21 protein-coding genes and 1 tRNA gene are annotated in these 24,716 nt (G+C 63.5%); 7 read left to right on the forward strand and 15 right to left on the reverse strand.

The features are described from left to right. Positions 1-106 precede the first annotated feature (106 nt). The 5 genes from dnaG to DL237_RS08445 form a co-directional block, all read right to left on the reverse strand. On the reverse strand, positions 107-2,077 hold the full coding sequence (gene dnaG / locus DL237_RS08425) for a DNA primase (RefSeq protein WP_119398606.1): 1,971 nt from the start codon (positions 2,075-2,077) through the stop codon (positions 107-109). 85 nt (positions 2,078-2,162) lie between these two features. Then, positions 2,163-2,717, reverse strand: coding sequence for a sarcosine oxidase subunit gamma (locus tag DL237_RS08430; RefSeq protein ID WP_158585605.1), 555 nt, complete (start codon positions 2,715-2,717; stop codon positions 2,163-2,165). Further along, positions 2,710-5,643: a sarcosine oxidase subunit alpha family protein gene (locus tag DL237_RS08435; RefSeq protein ID WP_119398608.1), complete on the reverse strand. Its 2,934-nt coding sequence runs from the start codon at positions 5,641-5,643 to the stop codon at positions 2,710-2,712. The genes DL237_RS08430 and DL237_RS08435 overlap by 8 nt, the downstream gene beginning before the upstream one ends. After that, a complete protein-coding gene (locus tag DL237_RS08440; RefSeq protein ID WP_119398609.1) occupies positions 5,640-5,894 on the reverse strand; it encodes a sarcosine oxidase subunit delta in 255 nt (84 codons plus the stop codon). The genes DL237_RS08435 and DL237_RS08440 overlap by 4 nt, the downstream gene beginning before the upstream one ends. Positions 5,895-5,939: 45 nt before the next feature. Next, complete coding sequence (locus tag DL237_RS08445; protein ID WP_119398610.1) at positions 5,940-7,193, reverse strand: sarcosine oxidase subunit beta family protein; 1,254 nt, start codon at positions 7,191-7,193, stop codon at positions 5,940-5,942. Between the two features lie 201 nt (positions 7,194-7,394). On the opposite strand from DL237_RS08445, the gene DL237_RS08450 reads away from it, so the two are divergent. Then, positions 7,395-7,886 carry a hypothetical protein gene (locus DL237_RS08450; RefSeq protein WP_119398611.1) on the forward strand — a complete coding sequence of 164 codons (492 nt, stop codon included), beginning with the start codon at positions 7,395-7,397 and terminating at the stop codon, positions 7,884-7,886. Positions 7,887-7,892: 6 nt separating this feature from the next. Here the strand turns inward: DL237_RS08450 and DL237_RS08455 are convergent, their stop codons facing one another. From DL237_RS08455 to DL237_RS08465, 3 genes are all read right to left on the reverse strand, one after another. Next, on the reverse strand, positions 7,893-9,323 hold the full coding sequence (locus DL237_RS08455) for a Glu/Leu/Phe/Val family dehydrogenase (protein ID WP_119398612.1): 1,431 nt from the start codon (positions 9,321-9,323) through the stop codon (positions 7,893-7,895). Between the two features lie 169 nt (positions 9,324-9,492). Continuing rightward, positions 9,493-10,122, reverse strand: a complete 630-nt coding sequence (locus tag DL237_RS08460; RefSeq protein WP_119398613.1) for a hypothetical protein — start codon at positions 10,120-10,122, stop codon at positions 9,493-9,495. Next, positions 10,109-10,696 (reverse strand): TetR/AcrR family transcriptional regulator, encoded by a 588-nt coding sequence (locus tag DL237_RS08465; protein ID WP_119398614.1) that lies wholly within the window; start codon positions 10,694-10,696, stop codon positions 10,109-10,111. Before DL237_RS08465 ends, DL237_RS08460 begins: the two co-directional genes overlap by 14 nt. Positions 10,697-10,805: 109 nt before the next feature. Between DL237_RS08465 and DL237_RS08470 the strand changes: the two genes are divergently transcribed. The 4 genes from DL237_RS08470 (at position 10,806) to DL237_RS08485 (ending at position 14,627) form a co-directional block, all read left to right on the forward strand. Beyond that, positions 10,806-11,084: a hypothetical protein gene (locus DL237_RS08470; RefSeq protein WP_119398615.1), complete on the forward strand. Its 279-nt coding sequence runs from the start codon at positions 10,806-10,808 to the stop codon at positions 11,082-11,084. A gap of 108 nt (positions 11,085-11,192) precedes the next feature. Next, positions 11,193-12,479: a homoserine dehydrogenase gene (locus DL237_RS08475; RefSeq protein ID WP_119398616.1), complete on the forward strand. Its 1,287-nt coding sequence runs from the start codon at positions 11,193-11,195 to the stop codon at positions 12,477-12,479. 166 nt (positions 12,480-12,645) lie between these two features. Further along, positions 12,646-14,391: a single-stranded-DNA-specific exonuclease RecJ gene (gene recJ, locus DL237_RS08480; RefSeq protein ID WP_119398617.1), complete on the forward strand. Its 1,746-nt coding sequence runs from the start codon at positions 12,646-12,648 to the stop codon at positions 14,389-14,391. Positions 14,392-14,552: 161 nt separating this feature from the next. Then, positions 14,553-14,627 (forward strand) — tRNA-Glu (locus DL237_RS08485). A gap of 143 nt (positions 14,628-14,770) precedes the next feature. On the opposite strand, the gene DL237_RS08490 is transcribed toward DL237_RS08485, so the two are convergent. Further along, positions 14,771-15,046, reverse strand: coding sequence for an ArsR/SmtB family transcription factor (locus DL237_RS08490; RefSeq protein WP_233544910.1), 276 nt, complete (start codon positions 15,044-15,046; stop codon positions 14,771-14,773). 158 nt (positions 15,047-15,204) lie between these two features. On the opposite strand from DL237_RS08490, the gene DL237_RS08495 reads away from it, so the two are divergent. Further along, positions 15,205-16,401, forward strand: a complete 1,197-nt coding sequence (locus DL237_RS08495) for an MFS transporter (protein ID WP_119398618.1) — start codon at positions 15,205-15,207, stop codon at positions 16,399-16,401. 104 nt (positions 16,402-16,505) lie between these two features. On the opposite strand, the gene DL237_RS08500 is transcribed toward DL237_RS08495, so the two are convergent. From DL237_RS08500 to DL237_RS08510, 3 genes are all read right to left on the reverse strand, one after another. Next, positions 16,506-17,087, reverse strand: a complete 582-nt coding sequence (locus tag DL237_RS08500; RefSeq protein WP_119398619.1) for a DUF1190 domain-containing protein — start codon at positions 17,085-17,087, stop codon at positions 16,506-16,508. Positions 17,088-17,108: 21 nt separating this feature from the next. Further along, on the reverse strand, positions 17,109-18,335 hold the full coding sequence (locus DL237_RS08505) for a glutathionylspermidine synthase family protein (RefSeq protein ID WP_119398620.1): 1,227 nt from the start codon (positions 18,333-18,335) through the stop codon (positions 17,109-17,111). Between the two features lie 217 nt (positions 18,336-18,552). Continuing rightward, on the reverse strand, positions 18,553-19,464 hold the full coding sequence (locus DL237_RS08510) for a glucokinase (RefSeq protein ID WP_119398621.1): 912 nt from the start codon (positions 19,462-19,464) through the stop codon (positions 18,553-18,555). 611 nt (positions 19,465-20,075) lie between these two features. On the opposite strand from DL237_RS08510, the gene DL237_RS08515 reads away from it, so the two are divergent. Then, a complete protein-coding gene (locus tag DL237_RS08515) occupies positions 20,076-21,653 on the forward strand; it encodes an EAL domain-containing protein (protein ID WP_158585606.1) in 1,578 nt (525 codons plus the stop codon). Between the two features lie 184 nt (positions 21,654-21,837). On the opposite strand, the gene DL237_RS08520 is transcribed toward DL237_RS08515, so the two are convergent. From DL237_RS08520 to DL237_RS08530, 3 genes are read right to left on the reverse strand one after another with little or no spacing between them, the layout of a single operon-like run. After that, positions 21,838-22,935 (reverse strand): ABC transporter ATP-binding protein, encoded by a 1,098-nt coding sequence (locus tag DL237_RS08520; RefSeq protein ID WP_119398623.1) that lies wholly within the window; start codon positions 22,933-22,935, stop codon positions 21,838-21,840. A gap of 5 nt (positions 22,936-22,940) precedes the next feature. After that, a complete protein-coding gene (locus DL237_RS08525) occupies positions 22,941-23,846 on the reverse strand; it encodes a carbohydrate ABC transporter permease (RefSeq protein WP_119398624.1) in 906 nt (301 codons plus the stop codon). After that, a complete protein-coding gene (locus DL237_RS08530) occupies positions 23,839-24,711 on the reverse strand; it encodes a carbohydrate ABC transporter permease (protein WP_119398625.1) in 873 nt (290 codons plus the stop codon). Before DL237_RS08530 ends, DL237_RS08525 begins: the two co-directional genes overlap by 8 nt. Positions 24,712-24,716 lie beyond the last annotated feature (5 nt).

A 24,716-nucleotide genomic window follows, 5' to 3' on the forward strand; every position in this document is an offset into this window, starting at 1 on the left:
TCGGATCGACACGCGGTGATTCGCTTAGAGCGAATCAATAGCGGGTTTGTCCGATTCGCACACCCGTTTACCCTGAATTTCTTGAGGATACCTGTATTTTTACGTTTCAGCCGCGTGGCTTTGTGTAGCGAATCGACTGAACCAGTGCATCGAGGGCGCTTCGTTCGCCCCGATTGATTCGGGCACCATTCTCTCCCAGGTCATATTCCGCGCGATCCTCATTCTCGCTTCGTGTGGCTGCGTTGCGGGCCTGTGCAGCCTGCCCCAGACGCCAGGTCATCGCCTCATCCTCGGATCCGAGGATATCTTCCTCGGCTTCGGCGATTTCCGCCCTGAGCGCACGCGCGGCCTGAAGCTTGGCAAGCTCCTCGGCCACGGTCATGCGGGCCATTTCCTCGTCCCCCGGATGTCGCACGGGGGGGCACAGGGCCACATGGTGCTGCGCAAGCAGTTCGTCAAGGGCGCCCGGCCCCAGTGCCGCCGCTATTTCAGCGTGCAACACCTCGGTTCCGCGCCCTGCAAAGGCCAGTATCAGGTCACGCAAACGGGCGTGACGTGCATCACGGCATTCCATCCGCTCCAACCCCAGTTCGAAGTCGTCGACAATGCAGGGGGTGCAGATGATCGCCGCAAGGATGACCGCTTCGCGCAGGCCCTCGGTCGCGGCCGCGTCATCGGACGCCAGGATAGAGTTGCGGGTGGATTGCATCGGGATGGCCGGAGGTTTCCAGGGTTTGCCCTTTTCCCAGCGGCTCGATGCCCGCCCCGCCCCGCTACGCCCCGTTTGCGCGCGGCTGCGAAACAGCTCCCGGCTCTTGTCGCGCAACGCCTGTTCGTAGTGATAGCGCAGCCCTTCGTCGGGGATCTGGCGGGTCGCGGTGCGCAGCGCCGCATCCAGTGCCGCACGGCGATCGGGGCTGTCGAACGTCTTTCCTTCGGTTTCGCGCAGCCAGAGCAATTCGGCCAAGGGCAAGGCCGTCTCGACCACCTTTTGCATGGCGGCGGCCCCCTTGGCCTTGATCAATTCGTCAGGGTCCTGCCCTTCGGGCAGGATCGCGAACCGGATCGAGCGCCCGACCTGAAGCTTCGGCAGCGCCAGGTCGATCACCTTTCGGGCTGCGCGCATCCCCGCGGCATCGCCATCCAGAGACATCACCGGTTCGGGCGAAACACGCCAGAGCAGATCAAGATGATGTTCGGTGACCGCCGTGCCGAGGTTGGCGACAGCACCGCCGAACCCGGCCTCGACCAGCGCGATTGCATCCATGTAGCCCTCGGCCACGATCAGCGCGGCGCCCTTGCCGACAGCCTCTCGCGCCGGGCCGTAGTTGAACAAGGTCCGCCCCTTGTCGAACAGCTCCGTCTCGGGAGAGTTGAGATATTTCGCATTATCATTGGGATCCATGGCGCGACCACCGAAGGCGATGCAGCGGCCACGGGGATCGCGAATGGGAAACATGATGCGATTGCGGAAGGTGTCGTAGGGCTTGCCCCCCTTGGAGGACGGTTTGGCAAGACCGCAGGCCAGGATCTCCTCGGGACGTGCACCCTTGCCGATCAGGTGATCCCAAAGGCCCTGCCAGCTGTCCGGCGCGAAGCCGAGGTTCCAGCGCGCCCGGGCCTCCGGACCAAGGCCACGGCGGTCAAGATAGGCGCTTGCGTCGCGCCCTGCGCCGCCGCGCAACGCCAGCGCAAAGAACTTCACCGCCTCTTCCATCAGTTCACTGAGGGTGGCGCGTTTCTCGGCTTTCCTGGCGGCCTGCGGATCGCGGGCCGGCATCTGCATCCCGGCTTCTCGGGCCAGGATCTCCACCGCTTCCATGAATTCTACATTTTCGGTCTTGCGCACGAAGGCGATGGCATCGCCTTTTTCATGGCACCCGAAGCAATAGAAAAAGCCCTTGCGATCATCGACGTGGAAAGAGGCGCTCTTTTCCTGGTGGAACGGACAGGGCGCCCAGAGATCACCTTTGCCCGGTTGCGATTTCTTGTTGTCCCATAGGACTTTGCGCCCGACCACCTGAGCGAGCGAGATGCGGGATTGCAATTCATCCATGAACGAGGAGTCGAGCTTCATGCCGCTAAATATCGGGCCTCTGGCGGCCTAAGTCCAGATGCCGCAGGCAGCCACCTGCCAAGACGGCGGCAAGCTGCGCTGACGCCTAGAGATTTTCCCGCGCGGCGCAGCTCAGCAGACCATGGCGCAGTTCATCTAGCAGGGTCTCGGCCATGGAGCGGAAAACCATCAGGCGAAACCCATCCTCGCTGACACGCGTGACACAGGCCATCATGTGACGAATTTCGGTTCGGGCGACGGCCCCCTGCGCGAAGTGCGCCGCGCGCAGGTCCAGCGGGCATAACCGCGCCAGCACATCACGCGCCAGCGGCCCCTCCAGCAGGACGGTGCTCCAGCCGTCGGACTGATCGGTCAGCGCCGCGACATCGGAAAGAGAGTGTGCAGGCGACACGCCGATCAGCAGGTATTGGCGATGCCCGAACCACAGACACCGACCGCCCGCAGAGGTGCTTGTCTGACCGACGCCAGGCAATGCCAGGCCGTGCTCATCCATCAGCACCGTCGCCAGCGCATCGGCCCCCGCCCCCGGCATCATGCTGGTCATCTGCTGCATCGGCAGAACCCTGATCGCCGTTCCGGCGCGTTCGATCACGTCACCCTGTGGCAGCGCGTTTTGCGCACTGAGCGTTACATCAGCCACGACTGCGCCCTCCTTCGGGATCATGGAACACCGGGTCGCACACCTCGCAAAGTGCGGTGATTCCGCGCAGGTGATCCACCATGATAACCCGGTCTCCAAACCGATCCGGTCCATTTTTCAGAAACGCCAGGCCGATGAAATGCCCCACGGTCGGAGAAAAGCCGACCGAGGAAACATGCCCCTGGGCATTTTGCCGTATCGGCTCTGCATCCTCCTCGAACAGAAATGCCCCGGCGGTCAGTTGCCGAACGGGCCCGACAGGTTTCAATGCCACCAGTCGCGCCCGGTCGTCTGCCACCAGTCCGGGTCGTGTCGCGGCGGCCTTGCCGATAAATTCCTTGGACGGTGACATCATCCGCTCCAGCCCGAGATCGAATGCGGTCGTGCGGCCATCAAGCTCGGCATGGGTCAGAAACCCCTTTTCCAGCCGAAGGATGTTCAGGGCCTCCAATCCGTAGGCACCGCCCCCGAGCGCCTCGGCACGCGCGACAAGTAGGCGATACAGGCTCTCACCGTAGCGGGCTGGCACGGCCAGTTCATAACCCAGCTCTCCCGAGAAAGAGATACGGAACAGCCGCGCGGTGACGCCCGCCAGGGTCACGGGACCGCACGACATGAAGGGGAAGGCCGCGTTGGAGACATCCTGCCCGACAAGGTCGGCAAGCAAGGCGCGGGCCTGCGGACCCGCTATGGCAAACTGCGCCCATTGTTCTGTCACCGATATCAGGCGCACGTCCCAATCCGGGCGCAGTACCTGCGCCGCGAATTCCAGATGCTGCATTACCAGCCCCGCCGCCGCCGTGGTCGTCGTCATCAGGTAATGCTGCGGACCGAGGCACGCAGTCGTGCCGTCGTCCATGACGTGACCATCCTCGCGCAGCATCAGGCCGTAACGCACGCGCCCTTCCTTCAGCGTCGAAAAGGTATTGGTATAGACGAACTCAAGAAACTTTGCGGCGTCCGCACCCTGTATGTCGATCTTGCCGAGGGTCGAGACATCACAGACACCGACAGCGTTGCGCACCATCGCGACCTCCCGGTCACACGACTGCCGCCATGTCGCCTCGCCCCGGCGGGGAAAGTGGCTGGGCCGATACCACAGACCCGTCTCGATCATAGGGGCATTCATCGACAGGCTGACATCGTGGCTGCTCGTGCGCCGCCGTGGTGCGAAGCCCTGCCCCCGCCCCCCCGCCCCGAGCGCGGCAATCGGCACCGGTACGAATGGCGGCCTGTAGGTGGTCGTGCCTGTCTGCGGGACATCGCGCCCGGTCACGTCCGCCAGCACCGCGAGGGCACCCAGGTTCGACGTCTTGCCCTGATCCGGCGCCATTCCCTGCGTGGTGTAACGCTTCATGTGTTCGACGGAGCGAAAGTTTTCCGCAGCGGCTGTACGCACGTCCTTCACGGTAACGTCGTTGTGCAGATCAAGCCAGGCACGCCCAGGTCCCGGCACCTGCCACAGCGGGACAATGTCGTAGGAACCAGCCTCGGCCAGCGGAATATCAGGGGCATCTGCTGCGCGGCCAAGCGCCGCCAAGGCCTTGACGGCCGCTGAAGCCCCGGAGCGCAGACAGCCATCGGTCGAAAATACGCCTGAGGCTGCCCCTGCCGGGATCAGGTTGGGCACGGCACCCGGCGCAGGCACAAAGGCCGCAAGTGCGGAGTCCCACTCAGGGCGTCCGTTCAGGTGGCAGGTCAGGTGCACCGAGGGATTCCAGCCACCGGATACCGCGACGCAATCGCTCTGGATCTTTTGCCGCCCGGTTGCGGTACGGATCACCACCGCCTCGACCCCATTTTGACCGAGGACCTGTTCGACCATCGCACCGGCGTAAAACGGCACCGGCAGATCCGTGGTGGCACCCGGGCGCGCGTCGACCAGTGCCGCAACGTGCACGCCAGCCGCCAAAAGGTCGCGGGCTGTCCGGTGGACATTGTCGTTGTTGCCAAACACCGTCACAGCGCGGCCGGGGCTGACGGCATAGCGATTGAGATAGGTCCGCACAGCCCCCGCCAACATGACACCGGGCCGGTCATTGTTGCGAAAGGCGACCGGACGTTCAATCGATCCGGCAGCAAGGATCACCTGCCTTGCCGCGATCCGCCAGAAACAATCGAGCGGCAGATCGTCCCTGCCCGGCGCCACATGTCGCGATACCCTCTCAAGAGCACCGAACGTGCCCTGATCATATATCCCCGTCACGGTGGTGCGGGTCATGACGCGGACATTCGCCATTTCGCGCAGTTGCGCGACGGTCTGCGCCGCCCAGTCGTGCGCTGCCTGCCCGCCGATCTGCTCGACCTCGGCATTCAGCCGCCCGCCCGGCATCGCGTCCTCGTCACACAGGATCACGTCCGCTCCGGCCCGGGCGGCGGTCTGCGCCGCCATGAGGCCGGCAGGCCCTGCGCCGATCACAAGCAGGTCGCAATGGGCGAACGCCTTTTCGTTCAGATCGGGGTCAGGCGCGCCAGACAAAGCCCCGATCCCAGCGGCGCGCCGGATCAATGGCTCATACACGGCCTCCCACGCCTTTTTCGGCCACATGAATGTCTTGTAGTAAAAGCCTGCGCCCAGAAAATCCGCCAGCAGGTCATTCACCTGCAAGAGATCCCAATCGACCGAAGGCCAGCAATTCTGCGCGCGCGCCTCGAGGCCTGCAAACAGCTCCTGAGTGGTTGCACGCACGTTGGGTTCCCGCCCGGCGCCAGCGCCAATGGTCACAAGGGCGTTCGGTTCTTCACTGCCTGCACTGAAAATCCCGCGTGGGCGGTGATACTTGAAGCTGCGCGCGACCGTGCGAACGCCGTGCGCCATCAGCGCCGACGCCAATGTGTCACCCTGAAAGCCGGTGTAGTCGCGCCCGTCAAAGCGAAAGCGGATGGGACGTGAGCGTTCGACAAGCCCTGCGTGTGACAACCTCATTGCCTGCCCCCCGACGCCAGTGAGACCGAAAGGATATCATGGGTACGCGTATCACGTTCAACGACCAGAAAGGCCGAACAGCCAAATCCATGCCACCAATGTTCGCGCGATGCACCGGCGGGATTGTCACGCTGGTGCAGATAGGCGTCCCAGGCCGGGCTCCATGCGCCCTCGGGGCGATCCAGCGCGGCCCCCCGATAGGTGAATTCGCGCAGATCACGTTCGCCGCAATTTGGGCAGGTCAGTCTCATGCCGCCGGTCTCGCTTGTTGATTGCCGTCAATTTGCATCGCTTCGTCAGTGCAGGTTGTGCTGGGCCCCGGTGCCCTCTTCGTCCATCAGGCCGATGCCGTCACGGAACCGGTTCAGCCGCAGGCCGACGGCACTTTCGTGCGGACGATCCGTGGCCAGCAGGTGCGCCAGCGCAAAACCCGATCCCGGCACCGCCTTGAAACCACCGTAACACCAGCCGCAATCCAGGTAGAGGCCACCGATATCGCTGCGGTCGATGATGGGGGATCCGTCAGGCGTCATATCCATTATTCCGCCCCAGGACCGCAGTACGCGCGCCTTGCCGATCATCGGCATCAGGGTCATCGCAGCCTCCATCACGTGTTCTTTCGTCGGAAGGTTGCCGCGCTGCGCATAAGATGGGTAGAAGTCGAGGTCGCCACCGAACACCAGCCCCCCCTTGTCGGATTGGCTGATATAGAAATGGCCCATTCCAAAGCTGACCACGTTGTCGATGACGGGTTTCAGCCCCTCGGTCACGAAAGCCTGCAGAATATGGCTTTCAATCGGCAATCGCAGCCCGGCAAGGGCGGCGACCTGCCCCGAACGGCCGGCGGTAACGATGGCCACCTTGCGCGCCCGAATTGCGCCACGGCTGGTTTGCACACCTGTAACGCTGCCATTTTCCACGTCGATACCCGTCACCTCGCAATTCTGGATCAAATCGACTCCACGCTCGGACGCGGCGCGTGCAAACCCCCAAGCGACGGCATCATGACGCGCCGTTCCACCGCGACGATGCAACAATCCCCCGTGTATGGGAAAGCGCGCCTGATCGAAATCGAGATAGGGCAGCTGGCGGCGCACCGCGTCGCGGTCCAGCAGCTCAGCATCGTCCCCCTGATTGATCATCGCATTGCCACGCCGAACGAAGGCATCACGCTGGCCGTCGGAATGAAACAGGTTGATCAGCCCGCGTTGCGAATGCATCACGTTATAGTTCAGCTCCTGCTCCAACCCTTCCCAAAGCCGGAGGGAGTGCGAGTAGAATTCGGAGTTTCCAGGCAGAAAGTAGTTTGCGCGTACGATGGTCGTGTTCCGCCCCACGTTGCCGCCGCCGAAATATCCCTTCTCCAGCACAGCGACATTGCGCAGTCCATGTTCCTTGGCCAGGTAAAATGCCGTCGCCAGGCCATGACCGCCACCGCCTATGATCACGATGTCGTAGGCCTGTTTCGGGGCCGGATCACGCCAGTGCGGCTTCCAACCCCTGTTGCCCGTCAGCCCCTCTTTCAGGACACGCAGCCCGGAAAACCGCATCGTTCGCTCCTTCTGCCTGCGGGCTCAGAAAAGCAACTCTGGTGCGCAGGTGCAATGCAGGGTTTGCAGTTGCCCAAATTTAAATCAAACGCCGGGAACAAACGAAAGAAAACACCTGACAAACGGGCCAGATGCGCAGGACGGACATGACAAGAGCGCGGCACTTTGGCACCATTTCAGACAGACAGCCGGGGTGACAGGATGACGTGTCGGATCCTACTTTATTCCAAGGTCGGCAATACACTGAAGGTCGGTGAGGAACTGGCTTGGGAACTCGGCGCACAGCTTCACGAGATCGAGGTTCCGGATTGCGAAGACGGTTTTCGCGCCAGGCTGAGACAGAGGATTTCTGCCCTATTGTCGAAGGAGCCGCAGGTTTACACCTCGGACCAACCCTGGGGCAAAAGCGATCTGTTGATCCTGGGCACCCCTGCCTGCGCAGGCCGCGCCGCACTGCCCTTGCGGCAATGGCTGGCGACACGACCGGCGCTGCCTGACCGCGTCGCCCTTCTAATCACATCGGAAGAGGCCAGCTGCCCGAGTTCCGTGGTCGAAGATCTGACGCGGCTGATCGGGCGTAATCCGGTTGCCGTGATGTACGCCAGTACAACAGAATTGCCGACAGGCGCATGGAAATCGCGCCTGTCGCAGTTTCTGGATCTTTGCGTCGTCCGCTACCGCCAAAGTGCCTGACGCGACCTAAAGCCCCTTGGCCCGATAGCTCGACGCGACCCGGTCGATCGCGACAAGATAAGCGGCCGTGCGCAGATCCTCGACATCACCACGTGCGTGCCAGACCGCCCGCATTGACTGGTATGCCGTGCGCATCGTGTCATCAAGGCCAGAGCGCACCAGCTCAAGCTCGCCCGCGCCACGCAGGTACTTGTCCTTGAAACCCGGCGACAATTGCCAGCCGATGCCGCTATCCGCGGACAATCGCTCCAACTCGTCGACAATCAGCTGGTGCCGGGCCTCTTCCTGCCGGCGTTGCATTCGGCCGAAACGAATATGGCTCAGGTTCTTGACCCACTCGAAATAGGACACTGTCACGCCGCCAGCATTGGCGAAGAGGTCCGGGATGATCACACATCCCTTGCGACGCAGGATTTCGTCGGCTCCGGCGGTGATCGGGCCGTTCGCGGCCTCGATGATCAGGGGCGCCTGAATACGTTCGGCGTTTTCAAGATTGAGCACACCCTCAAGCGCCGCGGGGATGAGAATATCGCACTCCTCCTCCATCACGCTGGCACCATCTGTCACGAACTGGCCCTCGGGATAACCTGTCACGCCGCCGTGCCGATTGATCCACTCCCGCACCGCTTCGACATCCAAGCCTTCGGGATTGAACAATGCGCCATCGCGCTCGACGATCCCGGTAATGCGCGCGCCATCTTCGGTGCTCAGGAACAAGGCCGCGTGATAGCCGACATTCCCGAGGCCCTGCACGATGACCCGCTTGCCATCCAGCGTCCCGGACAGGCCCGCCTTCTTCTTGTCTTCCGGCTCGCGAAAGAATTCTTGCAGGGCGTATTGCACGCCACGGCCCGTTGCCTCCACACGCCCCGCGATACCGCCGGCGTTCAACGGCTTGCCCGTCACACAGGCTTTGGAATTGATGTCGGTGGTGTTCATGCGCGCGTATTGGTCCGCGATCCAGGCCATTTCTCGTTCGCCGGTGCCCATGTCGGGCGCAGGGACGTTCTGGGCCGGGTTGATCATGTCGCGCTTTATCAGTTCGTAGGCAAAGCGGCGGGTGATCTGTTCAAGCTCATGATCGTCCCAGTCACGCGGGTCGATGCACAGCCCGCCCTTGGAGCCACCGAAGGGTGCTTCGACCAGGGCGCACTTGTATGTCATCAACGCGGCCAGCGCCTCGACCTCGTTCTGGTTGACCGACAGCGCGTAACGAATGCCGCCCTTGACCGGCTCCATATGCTCGGAATGCACGGACCGATAGCCGGTGAACGTCTGGATCTGCCCACGCAACCGCACCCCAAAGCGCACGGTGTAGGTCGCGTTGCAGACGCGAATCTTTTCCTCCAGCCCGGGCGGCAGATCCATCAGCGCCACGGCGCGGTTGAACATCAGATCGACGCTCTGGCGAAAGCCTGGTTCCTTGACGGGTTGCATGGTTACTCCTCCCATGAGCGGGCTGCGTGACGGTCAACGTGAACCGTTAGTGTGACTGCCCTGTTAAGATTAGCGACGCCCAATCGACATTTCCCAAGGACGTCGTGTCGTCGATTGCGGCCAGTTCCGCAGGGGAATATCCCTAGGTTCCCCGGTCTTGCCCCATAGGTCACTCAGCCCCCTCGGCCGCCGCCCGCTCGGCCAGGTGAATGGCGATGACATCGGCCATCTGCTTGGTCTCGGACCCGCGCAGCACACCGCCCACCCCGATGCGCCGTCCGAGTTGCCAGTACAACCCCGGCAGGAAACGACGCGGCCCCGCAGCAGAGAGACGCAGCAGAAACCCGTTCGATGGCTTGAAGGCGAATGTGCCGCGATCCACCCCGGCAATCTGGTGCAAAGGGGCCAGAAGATGACCGGCACTGTCATACAAACCGGCCTCGGTCAGCTCCAGCGTCAGCATGGTCGCGCGGTACATGGACCAACCGGCGAAGGCCACGGCGATCGCGATGGCGAACACCAGCAACCGCATCCATGGCGACACGGGCTGCGGCGATACGCCCAGCCAGACCAGGGCAATGGCCAGCAAAGCAAGCACACCGATGCCGAACACCCGCCGCCCCGCGCTCGCTTCGACCCGCGCCAGTACAACCTTTTCCAACTCTGTCCCCTTTGCGAAATCAGTTCCTGCCCGCCCATACCGCAACGAGGCACCAAAGGCGAGATTCGAGCGGATCGACATGGCGACGGCGCGCTGCGACGCGATTGGCGGCAGGCCCGCGCGTTCACGCGTCGACAAGACGTCGGGTCATGTCCCAATAGATATCTTCAACCTCTGCCTGGCTCAGACGCCCTGCGGGGCGGAACCATGTGGTCACCCCGGTCAGCAATGCAATGATCGCAAGACAGGCCAATTTGACATCAGCGACATGCATCACTCCGCCCGCTTTGCCCCGCCGCAGGATCTCTTCCAGACGCGCCTCGTAGGCGCGACGCTGCGACTCGACCTGCATGAAATTCTCAGGGGTCAGGTTGCGCAGCTCCATGTAGGCGATGAACACCGCATCGGGACGCTCGGCGTGATAGCGCAGGTGGAACCGCGTGAACGCCTCCAGCGCCAGAACCGGATCGGCGGGCAGCACGACCTGGTCCAGCGCGGCCATCAGGTCATCCATGTGATCCGACAGCAGATCGAACAGCAGGCTCTGCTTGTCCGTCGTATGGTTGTACAAGGCCCCGACCTGCACGCCCGTCTCAGCCGCGATCTGGCGCATCGATACGGCGGCATAGCCGTGCCGTGCGAACAGGCTCACCGCCGCGCGCCGCAGGCGTTGTCCCGTCTCCACCGATGTCGATCCCGTCGTGCGTGCCATCCCGGGACATTAACTGAACAGACGTTCAGAGCAAGAGCACCACCGCCAGTGCAGGCCCAAAACATCAGCCGCTCTTGCCAAGGTCGGGCGGCTGAGGCACAGCTTTGCCATGCCCGATGACAAAACCACGCCCTTGCGCAACCTGCTGCTGATCGCCCCCCTTCTGGTGGCGCTGTGGGGCTGCAACCGCCCCCCCGCCCTGGACGCGACGCTAAGTACTGCCAATCGCGAAGCCGCCTATCCCGATCTTGTCCCCGGCAGCCGCATCACCAGCCGCACCCAGGATCAGGCCCGCCTGGACACCGCGGACGATGATGCACTGGCCGCACGGGCCGCGGATCTGCGCAGACGGGCCGATGACCTGCGGACAGCGGAAATCGGGCTGTAACCCGCGCCGCGCGGAATTGCCGAAATGCCCTGAAAAGTCGCGTTGCGCCGAAGCCGCTAAGGCGATAGGCCCTTGCAGCACAATCATATGCCAACCTGGAGAATTCGAATGAGCGAGCCTCTGCGCCTCGGGATTGCCGGCCTTGGAACGGTCGGCGTCGGCGTGTTGAAAATCCTGCGCAGGGAGGCCGCCATGCTTACCGCCCGCACCGGGCGCGAGATCACCGTCAGTGCCGTCTCGGCCCGCAATCGCGGCAAGGATCGCGGCGTGTCCCTGGATGGTTACGTTTGGGAAGACGACCCCGTTGCGCTGGCCGCACGCGATGACATCGACATCTTTGTCGAACTGATGGGCGGATCTGACGGCCCGGCCAAAGCGGCAACAGAGGCCGCGCTGAAATCCGGCAAGGACGTCGTTACGGCGAACAAGGCGATGCTGGCGGTTCATGGACAAGCGCTGGCTGAGCTGGCCGAAGGCAATGGCCGGGTCATCCGCTATGAAGCTGCCGTCGCCGGGGGCATTCCCGTGGTCAAGGCACTGACCGAAGGGCTGGCAGGCAATCGCATCACCCGCGTCATGGGTGTCATGAACGGCACCTGCAACTATATCCTGACGCGCATGCAATCCTCGGGCCTGCCTTACGACGAGGTGTTTCAGGAAGCCTCCGATCTCGGCTATCTCGAAGCGGACCCGAACCTTGACGTGGGCGGCATCGATGCCGGTCACAAGCTGGCCCTGCTTGCCTCGATCGCCTTCGGCACCCGCGTCGCCTTCGACGCGATGGAGCTTGAGGGCATCGGGCGCGTCACCATCGACGACATCAAGGCCGCCGCCGACATGGGCTTTCGCATCAAGTTGCTGGGTGTCAGCCAAATGACCGGGCGCGGGTTGGAACAGCGCATGGCCCCCTGCCTGGTGCCTGCCGCCAGCCCGATCGGGCAACTGGAAGGCGGCACCAACATGGTGGTGCTGGAGGGAGATGCCGTCGGACAGATCGTGTTGCGTGGCGCAGGTGCCGGTGAAGGCCCGACGGCGTCAGCCGTGCTGGGCGACATCTGCGATATTGCCCGCAATTTCCGCCTGCCTGTCTTTGGGCAACCTGCCGGCACGTTGACCGACGTGCAACCGGCCAGCTCGACAACACCCGCTCCCTATTATGTGCGCCTGGCGCTACAGGACAAACCCGGCGCATTGGCAAAGGTGGCCACCGTGCTGGGCGAAGCCGGTGTGTCGATCCATCGGATGCGCCAGTACGACCACAAGGGGGGCCGCGCGCCGGTGCTGATCGTGACACACAAGACCCAGCGATCCGCGCTCGACCTTGCCATTGCCGGCATGGCGGGCACCGGCGTCGTCGAAGGCGATCCGGTGGCACTGCGTATAGAATCCGTCTGACCCGCCAATCCCGGGACATCCTGCGGGGTGCCGGCAGGACCGACGAACACGGACAACAGCCAAGTGCTCTGGCAAAACCCAAGGTATATTGGCACAACTCGGGGGTGCCGACGTACCTCGGGGCACAGGCAAACCCGGCCCATCGGCCAGTGCAGGGATCAAACCAATGGCGTTTCTCGATGTCACCGCTTCGCTGACCGGACGGCGCTGGATCGGTCCTGCCCCCGAAATCGAACGCCAGGCAGAGGCGCTTGTGCAATCCGAACATCTGCCACCTGCGCTTTGCCGCGTCCTGGCGCGGCGTGGCGTCACCGAGGGGCAAAGCGCGGCGTTTCTGGAACCCAAGCTGCAGGACCTTCTGCCGGACCCGCGATCGCTGCGCGATATGGAGCGCGCTGCCGCGCGGTTTCTGCAGGCCGTCAAACAGCGCCAACGCATCGCCATCTTTGCGGATTACGACGTCGACGGCGGTAGCTCGGCCGCGCTCCTGCTGGACTGGCTGCGCCAGATGGGCCGCGAGGCAACCCTGTACGTTCCCGACCGTATCGACGAAGGATACGGCCCCAACGTACCGGCCATGCGCGACCTCGGGCGTGCGCACGATCTGATCGTCTGCGTCGACTGCGGCACCCTGAGCCATGAACCGATCGAGGCGGCGGGCTGTGATGTCCTTATCCTGGACCACCACCTGGGCGGAGAAACCCTGCCCGACTGCGTCGCCGTGGTGAACCCGAACCGTCAGGACGAAGACGGAGCGCTGGCGCACCTGTGTGCCGCGGGCGTCGTGTTCCTGATGCTGGTGGAGGCCAATCGCCAGATGAAGGCCGAAGGCGCCGCCGGTCCGAACCTGATGGATCTTCTCGACCTCGTGGCGCTTGCCACGGTGGCGGACGTCGCCCCCCTGATCGGGGTCAACCGCGCGCTGGTCCGACAGGGCCTGCGCATCATGGCGCGGCGCGAACGCCCCGGTCTGTCGGCCCTGGCGGACGTGGCGCGCATGAACACCGCACCCTCGGCCTATCACCTCGGTTTTCTCATGGGGCCGCGCGTGAACGCCGGCGGTCGCATCGGTCAGGCCGACCTTGGCGCGCGCCTGCTCTCCACCGCCGACCCGTTCGAGGCCAAGGCGATGGCCGACCGCCTGGATGAGCTGAACACCGAACGCCGCGAAATCGAGGCACAGGTGCGCGCAGCAGCGCTGGCGCAGGCTGAGGAGCGCGGACTGGAGGCTCCCCTGGTCTGGGCCGCTGGCGAGGGCTGGCATCCCGGTGTCGTGGGCATCGTCGCCTCTCGGCTGAAAGAGGCGACCAACCGCCCCGCCATCGTCATCGGCATGGACGGAGACGAGGGCAAGGGATCGGGGCGCTCGGTCGCCGGTGTCGACCTTGGCGCGGCCATTCAGCGTCTCGCGGCAGAAGGGCTGTTGATCAAGGGGGGCGGGCACAAGATGGCGGCGGGCCTGACCGTCGCCCGCGACATGCTGGAAACCGCCATGGATCGGCTGAGCACGCTGCTGGCCAAACAGGGCGCAGGCGAAGGTGGCCCGCTGGACCTTCGCCTTGACGGCCTGCTGATGCCCGGCGCCGCGACGCCAGAGCTGATCGAAAGCCTTGAGGCCGCCGGCCCCTATGGCGCTTCGGCCCCTGCCCCTCGATTTGCCTTTCCGTCCCAGCGGATCGGATTCGTCAAACGGATCGGCGAGAGCCATCTGAAGCTGTCGTTCGGCGATGGAATGGGCGCACGAGTCGAGGCGATTTGCTTTGGCGCGTTCGACGGTCCGATCGGTCCCGCGCTGGAACAGCACGGCGGCCGGCCGTTCCATCTGGCGGGCCATCTGGAGATCAACGACTGGGGCGGGCGCAGATCAGTGCAAGTGCGCCTCAGCGATGCGGCTCCGGCCTCGGAAAGCTGATATTTTTCATATATTTGATGCACCCGGCCCCGCGAAATCGCGGGCGCATCCGGCGTGCGAAATCGGCCTTTGACCGGGCGTTGAGAAAAAAGTTCACAGAGGCGAAAAAAGCGCTTGCGACCTGCAGCTACTTCTCTTAGAACCCGCCTCACGCCAAGCGTGGCCCGTTCGTCTATCGGTTAGGACGCCAGGTTTTCAACCTGGAAAGAGGGGTTCGACTCCCCTACGGGCTGCCACTTTTCCCAAGTTTGCAGCGCCTCGCGACAGGCCCGCCACCACGATCCACAGGGTCGCTTACAGCTGCAATCGGCACCGACCTGCCCTGCATTCCCCCCGACGTTTCTTGTAGATGTGCTGCGCATAGCAAGCGCGGATCGTCTTATGCTTCGGGCGCAACCTTGAGGATTGACGCCAGAAGTCCGGGAAACCGGGCATCCAGATCGTCGCGCCGCAGACTCAGCAGGCGACCCCGGCCCTTGGCCACATTGCGGATCACGCCCGCTTCGCGCAGCACCTTCATCAGATGCGACTTTGTCGACTTTGGCATTGTCGGATCACTCAGACAGCATTGCGCCATTTCCAACGGCCCCGAATCCAGCTGCCGCACGATATCAAGCCGCGCCGGATCGCTGAGCGCGAAGAGAACCTGGGTCAAAATCAGATCCTCGCACGCCGGATGCGGCAGGTCGGCAGTATTTGGCACATCTGTGTGATCCATCATGGTTCGAATATAGTTGAACCTTCTGGATTACGGTAGTAGGTATTTTGTTCGAACTTTTTCGAACCAATCCACCGACAGATGGCAGGCCCCTGATGAGCGTGACTGAGATACGATCGAACCGGATACACCGCACCGGTTTCTACCTGGTGCTGACCGGGGTCGCCCTGATGATGGCCGGCGCCAGCGCGCCTTCGCCTTTTTACCCGATCCTGCAACGCCAGATCGGATTCTCCCCGGCCGTCATGACAGGGATTTTCGCGATCTACACGATTGCTCTGCTCTGCACGTTGCTGGTGGCCGGCTCGCTATCCGATCATATCGGCCGACGCCCCGTGCTATCGGCGGCCTTTGCCGTTCTGGCGGTGTCGCTGGTGATGTTCTGGCAAGCGGACACCGTCGGCACCTTGCTGTTCGCGCGGGTGGTTCAGGGCGTGGCCAGCGGCCTGCTGCTGTCGACCCTCTCCGCCGCTGCGGTCGACCTTGAGCCGGTCGACAAACCTGGTTCTGCGGCAATCTGGACGTCGGTGCTGCCGCTGGGGGGCCTCGGGTTGGGGGCGCTGGCCTCGGGGGCCATCCTCGATTTCAGCTCTGCTGCCAAGCCGGAGGTATTCGGCAGCCTTGTGGCCATCTATGCTGCCCTTGCGGCACTGGTGCTGCTGCTGCCCGAAACAGCGCCGCGTCACGACGGCATCTGGTCGGCCCTGCGCCCCCGCATGGGCCTGCCCCGCTCGGCCCGCAAGACCTTCCTGCGCAGCGCTCCGGCCGTCTTTGCCGGCTGGGCGACAGGTGGGTTCTACCTGTCGCTCGGCGCGCCGATCATCGCGCAGATATTCGGGGTCACCGACTACCTCTTGCAAGCGCTGGTCATCACGTTGCTGGCTGGCTCCGGCTCAGTCGCGTGTTTCGTCGCGCGCCATTACACAGCCCGTCAGGTCACGTTGTTCGGCACATCGGCGCTGGCGGTCGGCACGACGTTGACGGTCCTGGGGGTGATGGCGGAACTCCTGCCGTTCTATCTGGGCGCAGTCATCGTGGCAGGCGCGGGATTCGGCACCTGCTTTTACGGCGTCATGCGCTCGATCATCCCCCTGGCAACCGCGAACGAGCGCGGAGAGCTGTTCGCGACACTGTTCACGGTAAGCTACATGGCCTTCGGGGTGCCCGTCGTCATAGCCGGACTTGCCCTGCCCCATATCGGGCTGAGCATGACCATCTGTATCTATGGCGGGGTGATCATCGTCTTGTCCGCCGCTGCCGGTCTATTGCGCAAATTCGGCACCTCCGAATAACGCCGCCGCCGCCACGCCTGCAGCCCGTTCAGCGCCTGCAGCCCGCTCAGCGCCTGCGGCCCGTTCAGCGCTTGGGCGTGGCACGACGCCCGGTGGTCAGACGATCAACCACCGAACATGCCTCGGGACGATCCGGTGCTGCCAAATCCACCGCGCGAGGACAGGGTGGCCTTGGTCATCGGGGCCTTGCCGATGGTCGAGGTCGGGCGCTGAAACAACGACGAGCGTAACTTGGCCTTGCCGCTGTTGCTGGAGTAGGCCGCCGTACCGCCTGCGTTGGTATAGCGCCCATCCGACGTACGATACAGCGGCTGCGCACCGACCATCCCGCTGCGCCCACTCAGCATGCTGCCCACCAGGTAACCCGCCATCAACGGCATGAAAATGCTGCCGGAACCACCCTCGGACACTTGCCTTTCGCTGCCGCAGGCCCCCTGCCCATGCTGTTCTTCGCAGACGGCGATGCTGTCATATCGCGGCGCGGCCTCGACATGCAGCTGCTCTGCCTCGGAAAAGGCGGTCTCGCAGGCACCTGCGGGGATCAACCCATCAGCCTGCGATGCAGCCTTGCAACTGGCGAGATCGGGAAACGCCTGCGCATCGACCTGTTCCTCTCGGCACCCTGCAAGGGCAAAGGCAGAGGCACCGAGAATGCTGAGGGCGACGGTTCTGGAACGAGGTCTCATTTTTGGCAATCCTTTGCGGGTTCAATCGCGGATGAAGTGGGGTTTGAAGCGGGACAGATCCTGCGTGATGCGCGACCGGTCCTCGCGTATGCCGATGCCGGCACATTCGGTGCCGATGATCCAGGCGCCGATCACGGGGCGGAAGCCGTCGAAAACCGGCAAGGGTGCGTACCCCTGAACGATGCGCGGTTGCTGCGCATATTCGGTGTTGTCCGCCTGCTCCTTCAGGGTGCCCTCTTCAAAGATCGAAACCGACGCCCCCTCGCGCGAGAAAAGTGGCTTGGTGACATACCCCCGTGCAAGCGCCTTGTCCGCCCTGGAAAATGCCTGTGCGACCGGCCCCGCTGCCGGGCCGGTTCCGGCCAGGGCCTCGGCAATATCGGCCTCGAAAAAGGCGGGCAACAGGTTGGGGTGCCCGGGAAACATCTGCCACAGGACGGGCAGCAACCCCTTGTTTGACAACAGGCTTTTCCATGCCGGTTCAAGAACCCTGCATTCGGCTGTCGCAAGATGGCGCGCGTAGTCGTCGCGCAGCAGGTCTTCCCAGGGGTAGAGCTTGAACAGGGTGCCGATCACCCGATCCTCTGCATCAAGGAATTGCCCGTCGGTGCTGAGACCGACCTTTTCCAGGTCGGTATAATGCGCGCCAAGCCCTGCTTCGCGCGCCGCCCAGCCCATACATTCGACCGTCGCGTAATCTTCGGCGTTCCCGCCGATGGCAGCAAAGTGCAGATCGCTGTCGGCAGCGAAGAGAGCGCGGAACCGCTCTACCAGCGACTCGTGTATGCCGTTGAACTGATCGTCGCTGTCGCGCAGCACCCCGAGCGCCTGCTGCCCCTCAAGCCAGCTCCACTGAAACGAGGCGGATTCATAAAGCGAGGTCGGTGTGTCTGCGTTGTATTCCAGCAGTTTCGCAGGCCCCGTCCCGTCATAGGCCAGGTCGAAACGGCCATAGATTTCAGGATCTTCGCGGTGCCAGCTGTCTGCGACCAGATCCCAGTGTTCGCGTGGAATCCCCATCTTTTCCATCAGGGCTTCGTCCGCCAGGATGATCGGAACCGCTTCGCGGCACATGGCGTGCAGCGCGGTCGAGGGGTCTTCGATATCATCCTCGATCTGGGCCAGGCTGAACTGGTACACCGTCCCTTCATCCCAATAGGGCTCGCCGTGCATGTCGGCGAAGGTGAACCCCAGCTCTTCGGCCTCGGCGCGCCAGTCGGGCCGCTCGGGAAGCATTATTTTTTGCAAGGTCGTCCTCCTCCGGTGACAGGGCGTGCCTAGTCGGCTTTGGCACGGATGGCCAGACGCCTGCCTGTTCGCAGGTTATGTAGGGGGTGTCACGCGCGGCTGAAAGGGCGGATCGCACCGGGGCGCGCGCCCCCCGGCTCCGCAGAGGTGCCGCCACACGGAATCCGGCGGGCGGCGCCTGCCCTTTTGGAGGCGAAAACGCCAGTCTGGCAGGGGCTTAGGCGATCGCGCAGCCGGAAAGCGCCGCGTGGTCATCAAGGATCAGCGACACCGGCACGCGCGCCGCTGTATCCAGGGCAAGGGGGCGCATGTAGGCGGCGCGGAAGCAGTCGAGGCCATGGGCCGCCGCCGGGCCGGTCAGGATCGCGCGCGCCACGCCGCCGGCAAAATACAAGCCCCCCGAGGGCATGAAAGCCAGCACCAGGTCCTGCGCGAGCACCGCCATCATGTCGGCATAAACCCCAGCAAATTCAATCGCCTGGTCGGTACTGGCAGCAAGGGCCTGGGCAAAGGACAGGTCACTGCCCGAGGAGGCGCGCCAGAGCTTTTCGCAGCCGCGCCCCGAGAAGAGATGTTCGACCGTATCATAGCCATGATCGCCATGACCGACCTGATCCGCGACGGCCTGATACAGGCGCCAGGACAACTGGATATGCCCCATTTCGGCATTCGGACAGACCACGCCCTGTTGCGTCATCACCACGGGGCTGACGTTGAAGCCGGTGCCGATGCCGGCCACCAGACGCTGATCGCCCGCGCCGTCGATGTCGATGTGCGGCGTCACGCGCAGGAAACTGTCGGCGCTGAGGGTCGAAACGGAATACCCCAAGGCCTTGAGATCGTTCAACAGTGCAACCGAGACGCCAAAGTCCGCAGCCAGCGCAACCGTGTCGAAATACCATTCGCGATTGGTCAGCCGGGCATGGGTGCCATTCACCGGCCCGGCGACCGCAATGGCCATGCGGGTCAGCGCAGGTTTGCCTTTGTCTTCAATGTATTGCGCGGCCGCATCGCGAAAGGTCGCAAAGTCGTCGTTGCGAAAGCTGGAGATGGTGTCGGGTTGGACGCGATCCCCTTCGACAAGGGCGAAACGCACGTTGGTGCCACCGACATCAGCTACTAGTTTCATCGCGTCTCATCCCTCGGGTTTGTGCCGGTGCGCTGTCGTATCCCGCGCGCGAGCGACAGGATTCCCGGCATGTGTTAGCGCTATTAGCAGAGCTGAAAACCGGCGTCCAAACGCTTTCGCCCGGCGGGGCAGTGTGCCGAGGGCGGCGCATGTCGGTGCAGGGGCGACAGGAGCCGCATAAGTCATTGAAAAGCCTAGATTCGAACGTCGGTATCTGAGCGGTATCCGAACGGTATCTGAACGGTGCGAAATCCGCGACTGGCCTGGCTGAATTTTGGGCAGCCTGGCCGCAGCAGGTCCGCAGCAGGGCCGCAGCAGGGCCGCACCAAGGGTCCGGCGCGCACGGGTGGCGCCCTGCCGGGGCGCAGCAGCGAAAACCTGCATGGGCCGGGGCCGCAGGCCGGCCATTTCTGCAACACCTTCGCGCCGTCCGCCCCCGCAATGTCAACAGTATAGACGCAAGAGCCCCGCTGGCATTAACGTCGTCATCATGGGCTACCCCATCGCACACACGGCTCATGGCACGCACTGCCTGCGCCATGAAGCAGCTACGGAGGGTATGGGCGCTGGCAAAGTTTGACTGGGTGAAACGGCTGCGGAACAGGCGTCGCGTGGCCCTGGTTGCCATCGTCGCGATCCTGCTGGGTGCCATCGCGCCCGTGGCGCTGACAGCGTGGCTGGCCAGCGTCATGGCAGAGCGCAACACCCATGAGACCCTGAACCTGTATGGCTCGGTCCCCGTCATCCGCATGGAAAAGGTAATCGAACAGGCCCACGACGTGTTGCAGACGGTCGAGGGGATGACAGGATGCACGCCGGAGCATATCGCGGCCATGCGCAACGCCGTGATGCAATCTTATTTCATCGACGAGGTCGGCTATTTCGAGGACGGAGAGCTGGCCTGTTCCTCCTGGGGGATGGCACCGCCGGGGATAGCGGAAAACCGTATCGACTTCGTTCTGCCGAATGGCGTGGGCCTGCGGGCCTCGATCACCCCCGGCCAGACCGACGCGGGCAGTGTGATGGCGCTGCACCTGGGCGCGCACAACGTGCTGGTCAGTCATACCCGCCTGGTCGAGGTGCTGAGCCTGCAAGGCGTGAGCGTCGCACTGGCTTACATGCCGGTCGGCGCGCCACCGCTGCTGCTGGCCAGTGGCGGTGATGCCGTCGCCGCCGAACTGCTGTCCCAGGCCCCGCTGGAACGCAAGGCCAATGCCCAGGGCCATCGCCATGTCGGAGATCTGTTCCGCAGCGGCGACCTGGTGGCCGTGGCAATGATGCCGCCGGAGCTGACCCACAGCAGCGACCAGCTGGACTATATGCTGCGATTGCTGCCGCTGGCCTTCGTGCTGGCCTGCATCATCGTGTTCAATGTCATCTGGCTGACCCTGCGCCGTCTGGATCTGAGGCACGAGACAAAGGCGGCGCTGCGCAGCGGCAACCTGCGGCTGGTCTATCAGCCCGTGGTCGAGCTGGCGACCGGGCGCTGCGTCGGAGCCGAGGCCCTGATCCGGTGGCAACAGCGCGACGGCAGCTATATCAACCCGGAGGTGTTCATTCCCGTGGCCGAGCAATCTGCCCTGATCGGGCAGATTTCGACCTTTGTGGCGCGGCGTGCCTGCGAGGATCTGGGCAATCTGCTGCGCACCCATCCCGAGGCGCATCTGTCGCTGAACATGACGGCCTACGACGTCACCTCGGGCGATATCGTCAGGACGCTCGAGGATACCTTCGGGCGCGCCGGGGTGCCCCCCACCAGTGTCTGGCTGGAGCTGACCGAGCGCAGCCTGATCGATTTCGAGACCAGTTGCGGCAAGCTGTCGGCGCTGCGCGACGCGGGCTATCGAATAGTCATCGATGATTTCGGCACGGGTTATTCCAACCTGCAATACCTGCAGGAGATGAAGCTGGATGCGCTGAAGATCGACAAGAGCTTTGTCGACGTGATCGGACGACAGACCGCCAACCGGTCGGTCATCGAGACCATCATCGAGCTGGCGACGACGCTGGAACTGGACATCGTCGCGGAAGGGATCGAGACCCAGGCGCAGCTGAGCTTTCTGCGACAGCGCAACGTCAGGCTGGGACAGGGATATTTCATCGCCCGACCGATGGAGCTGGCGGATTTCGTCGCCTTCTACGCCGCCTGGAAGGACGGGGCCCCCGAGGAAGTGACCTGGGTGGCCTAGGCGGGTCCGGCGCGCCTGCCGTGCCCTCTGCCGACCGACCCTGACGTGCCGTGAGCTGAGCCGCCGGGTGCCGTGGCGGGCCACCGACCGGCAAGGCGGGTGCGCGGGGCCGGTTATCCATGCAAAAGGGGCGGCGCCAGATGGCCCCGCCCCTTTTCCGATTTCAGGCTGATCCGCGGGCGGATCAGTTCAGGCGTTCGCCGGTTTCGGGGGCGAAATAGCTGACCTTGGCCAGATCGAAGGCGAGGTTCATCGCCTGACCGGCGCGGGCGCTGGTTTCGGCGTGCAGGCGTGCCGTCACCTGTTTGCCGCCCAGTTGCGACACGACATAGGTATCGGCCCCGGCGGGTTCGACCATGTCGATCAGGCAGTTCGCCTCCTGCACCTCGGCGCCGGCGCGGAAACCGGCCTCGGCGATGTCTTCCGGGCGCAGGCCCATGATGACGTTGTCGGGCAGGTTCAGCGGGCGCTGGTCGGCCAGTACCAGCGGTTCGGCAGAGTCGCGCTGGATCTCGATCCGGTGGAACGCCCCATCACGGCGCACGCTGGCCGGGATCAGGTTCATCGCGGGCGAGCCCATGAAATCGGCCACGAACAGGTTGGCGGGGGTGTTGTAGATTTCCGCCGGGGTGCCGATCTGCTGGATCACGCCGCCCTTCATGACGACGATCTTGGTGGCCAGGGTCATCGCCTCGATCTGGTCGTGGGTGACATAGACCATCGACGCGCCGAGGTTGTGGTGCAGTTTCTTGATCTCGGTACGCATCTCGACGCGCAGCTTGGCGTCGAGGTTGGACAGCGGTTCATCGAACAGGAACAGCGCCGGGTCGCGCACCAGCGCGCGGCCCATGGCGACGCGCTGACGCTGGCCGCCCGAGAGCTGGCCGGGACGGCGGTTGAGCAGCGGTTCGATCTGAAGCTGGGCTGCGACCTCGGCCAGCTTGGCGGCCTGCGTCGCGGCATCGACGCCGCGCACCTTCATGCCGAAGGTGATGTTCTTGGCGACCGACATGGTGGGATAGAGCGCGTAGGACTGGAACACCATGGCGATGTCGCGGTCCTTGGGCGAGACATCCGTCATGTTCTTGCCGTTGATGTGGACCGCGCCGCCGGTGATCGGTTCCAGGCCGGCGATACAGTTCAGCAACGTGGACTTGCCGCAGCCCGAGGGGCCGACGAGGACGAGGAAATCACCCGGTTCGATGGCGACGTTGATATCCTTGAGGATCTCGGTCGCGCCGTAGCTTTTGTAGAGGTTCTTGATGTCGAGGATGGGGGCCATTCGAGTTACCCTTTCACGGAACCGGCGGTGAGACCGCGGATGAAGTATTTACCGGCGACGACGTAGACCAGCAGCGTCGGCAGCGCGGCGAGGATCGCGGCGGCCATGTCGACGTTGTATTCCTTTACGCCGGTGGTCGAGTTGACGATGTTGTTCAGCGCCACGGTGACGGGCTGTGTTCCGGCCTGGCTGAAGGACACGCCGAACAGGAAGTCGTTCCAGATCTGGGTGAACTGCCAGATCACGGTCACGACGATGATCGGCAGCGACAGCGGCAGGAAGATCGACCAGAAGATGCGAAAGAACCCTGCCCCATCGATCTTGGCCGCGCGTACCAGTTCCATCGGGATGGTGACGTAGTAGTTGCGGAAGAACAGCGTGGTGAAGCCGAGACCGTAAACCGTGTGCACGAAGATCAGGCCCGGAATGGTGCCCGCCATGTTCAGGATGCCCAGCACCCGCGCCATCGGCAGCAGCACCACCTGAAACGGGATGAAGCAGCCGAACAGCAACAGAGAGAACAGCAAATTGGCGCCGCGGAATTTCCACTGGGCAAAGACATAGCCGTTCATCGCGCCGAACAGCGTCGACAGGGCGACGCCCGGAATCGCGATCATCAGCGAGTTCAGCAGATAGGGGCGCAACCCTTCGCAGCGGATGCCCGAACAGGCCCCCGACCAGGCCGTCTTCCACGCCTCGAAGGTGATGTCGCGCGGCAACGCGATCAGGCTACCCGTGCGGATTTCATCCAGGCTTTTCAGCGAGGTGGTCAGCATCACGAACAACGGCATCAGATAGAACAGCGCGAAGGCGATCAGAAAGACATAAAGCAGCGTGCGCAGCACGATCCGCCCGGTGCGCGACGATGTCTTGCGCGGGCTGCGGGCGGTCTGGATGGTGGCGTCAGTCATGTTTCGCCCTCAGTTCCGAATAAAGGTATGGCACCACGATGGCAAAAACGACGGCCATCATGATCATGGCGGAGGACGCCGCCTGCCCGATGTTGCCGCGCGAAAACGCCATGGCGTACATGTAGGTGGCGGGCAGATCGGTGGCATAGCCGGGGCCGCCGCCGGTCAGCGCGATGACCAGATCAAAGCTCTTGATTGCCAGGTGCGACAGCACGATGAAGGCCGACAGGAAGATCGGCGCCATCGAAGGGATGATGATCGCGGTATAGATGCGCGGCGTCGGGATGCCGTCGACCTGCGCGGCCTTGATGATTTCGCCGTCGACCGAGCGCAGGCCCGCAAGGAACAGCGCCATCACGAAGCCCGAGCTTTGCCAGACACCGGCCAGCACGATGGTGTAGATCGCGTAATCGGGATTGATCAGCCAGTCGAAGGTGAACGTCTCGAACCCCCAACCCTGCACCATCGCCTGAACGCCGAGGCCCGGATTCAGGATCCATTTCCACGCCGTGCCGGTGACGATCATCGAAAGCGCCATCGGGTAGAGGTAGATCGTGCGGATCACCCCTTCGGTGCGGATCTTCTGATCGAGGAAGATCGCCAGCAGCAGGCCCAGCACCATCGAGATCACGATGAACAGGGCGCCGAAGATGAACAGGTTGTTCATCGCCGTGTCCCACCGGGGGGTATCGAACAGCTTGGTATATTGTTGGAAGCCCTCGATTTCATAGCGCGGCATCAGCTTGGATTTTGTCAGCGACACCCAGGCCGTCCAGCCGATGAAGCCGTAGACGAAAAGCAATATGGCGGCAAAGGTCGGAGCCAGGACCATCTTTGGTACCTGCCGTTCTAGCCATTTAGTCATGGAGG

Origin of the sequence: Pseudooceanicola sediminis (assembly GCF_003575965.1) — a bacterium.
Lineage (GTDB): Bacteria > Pseudomonadota > Alphaproteobacteria > Rhodobacterales > Rhodobacteraceae > Pseudooceanicola > Pseudooceanicola sediminis.

Bases quoted from the DNA above. Each gene is read 5' to 3' on its own strand.
- DL237_RS08495 (WP_119398618.1), top strand. From the start codon at position 15,205: ATGAGCGTGACTGAGATACGATCGAACCGGATACACCGCACCGGTTTC.
- DL237_RS08450 (WP_119398611.1), top strand. From the start codon at position 7,395: ATGACGTGTCGGATCCTACTTTATTCCAAGGTCGGCAATACACTGAAG.
- DL237_RS08445 (WP_119398610.1), bottom strand. From the start codon at position 7,193: ATGCGGTTTTCCGGGCTGCGTGTCCTGAAAGAGGGGCTGACGGGCAAC.
- DL237_RS08510 (WP_119398621.1), bottom strand. From the start codon at position 19,464: ATGAAACTAGTAGCTGATGTCGGTGGCACCAACGTGCGTTTCGCCCTT.
- DL237_RS08525 (WP_119398624.1), bottom strand. From the start codon at position 23,846: ATGACTGACGCCACCATCCAGACCGCCCGCAGCCCGCGCAAGACATCG.
- DL237_RS08465 (WP_119398614.1), bottom strand. From the start codon at position 10,696: ATGGCACGCACGACGGGATCGACATCGGTGGAGACGGGACAACGCCTG.
- dnaG (WP_119398606.1), bottom strand. From the start codon at position 2,077: ATGAAGCTCGACTCCTCGTTCATGGATGAATTGCAATCCCGCATCTCG.
- DL237_RS08530 (WP_119398625.1), bottom strand. From the start codon at position 24,711: ATGACTAAATGGCTAGAACGGCAGGTACCAAAGATGGTCCTGGCTCCG.
- DL237_RS08500 (WP_119398619.1), bottom strand. From the start codon at position 17,087: ATGAGACCTCGTTCCAGAACCGTCGCCCTCAGCATTCTCGGTGCCTCT.
- DL237_RS08475 (WP_119398616.1), top strand. From the start codon at position 11,193: ATGAGCGAGCCTCTGCGCCTCGGGATTGCCGGCCTTGGAACGGTCGGC.
- DL237_RS08440 (WP_119398609.1), bottom strand. From the start codon at position 5,894: ATGAGACTGACCTGCCCAAATTGCGGCGAACGTGATCTGCGCGAATTC.
- DL237_RS08470 (WP_119398615.1), top strand. From the start codon at position 10,806: ATGCCCGATGACAAAACCACGCCCTTGCGCAACCTGCTGCTGATCGCC.
- DL237_RS08435 (WP_119398608.1), bottom strand. From the start codon at position 5,643: ATGAGGTTGTCACACGCAGGGCTTGTCGAACGCTCACGTCCCATCCGC.
- DL237_RS08520 (WP_119398623.1), bottom strand. From the start codon at position 22,935: ATGGCCCCCATCCTCGACATCAAGAACCTCTACAAAAGCTACGGCGCG.
- DL237_RS08455 (WP_119398612.1), bottom strand. From the start codon at position 9,323: ATGCAACCCGTCAAGGAACCAGGCTTTCGCCAGAGCGTCGATCTGATG.
- recJ (WP_119398617.1), top strand. From the start codon at position 12,646: ATGGCGTTTCTCGATGTCACCGCTTCGCTGACCGGACGGCGCTGGATC.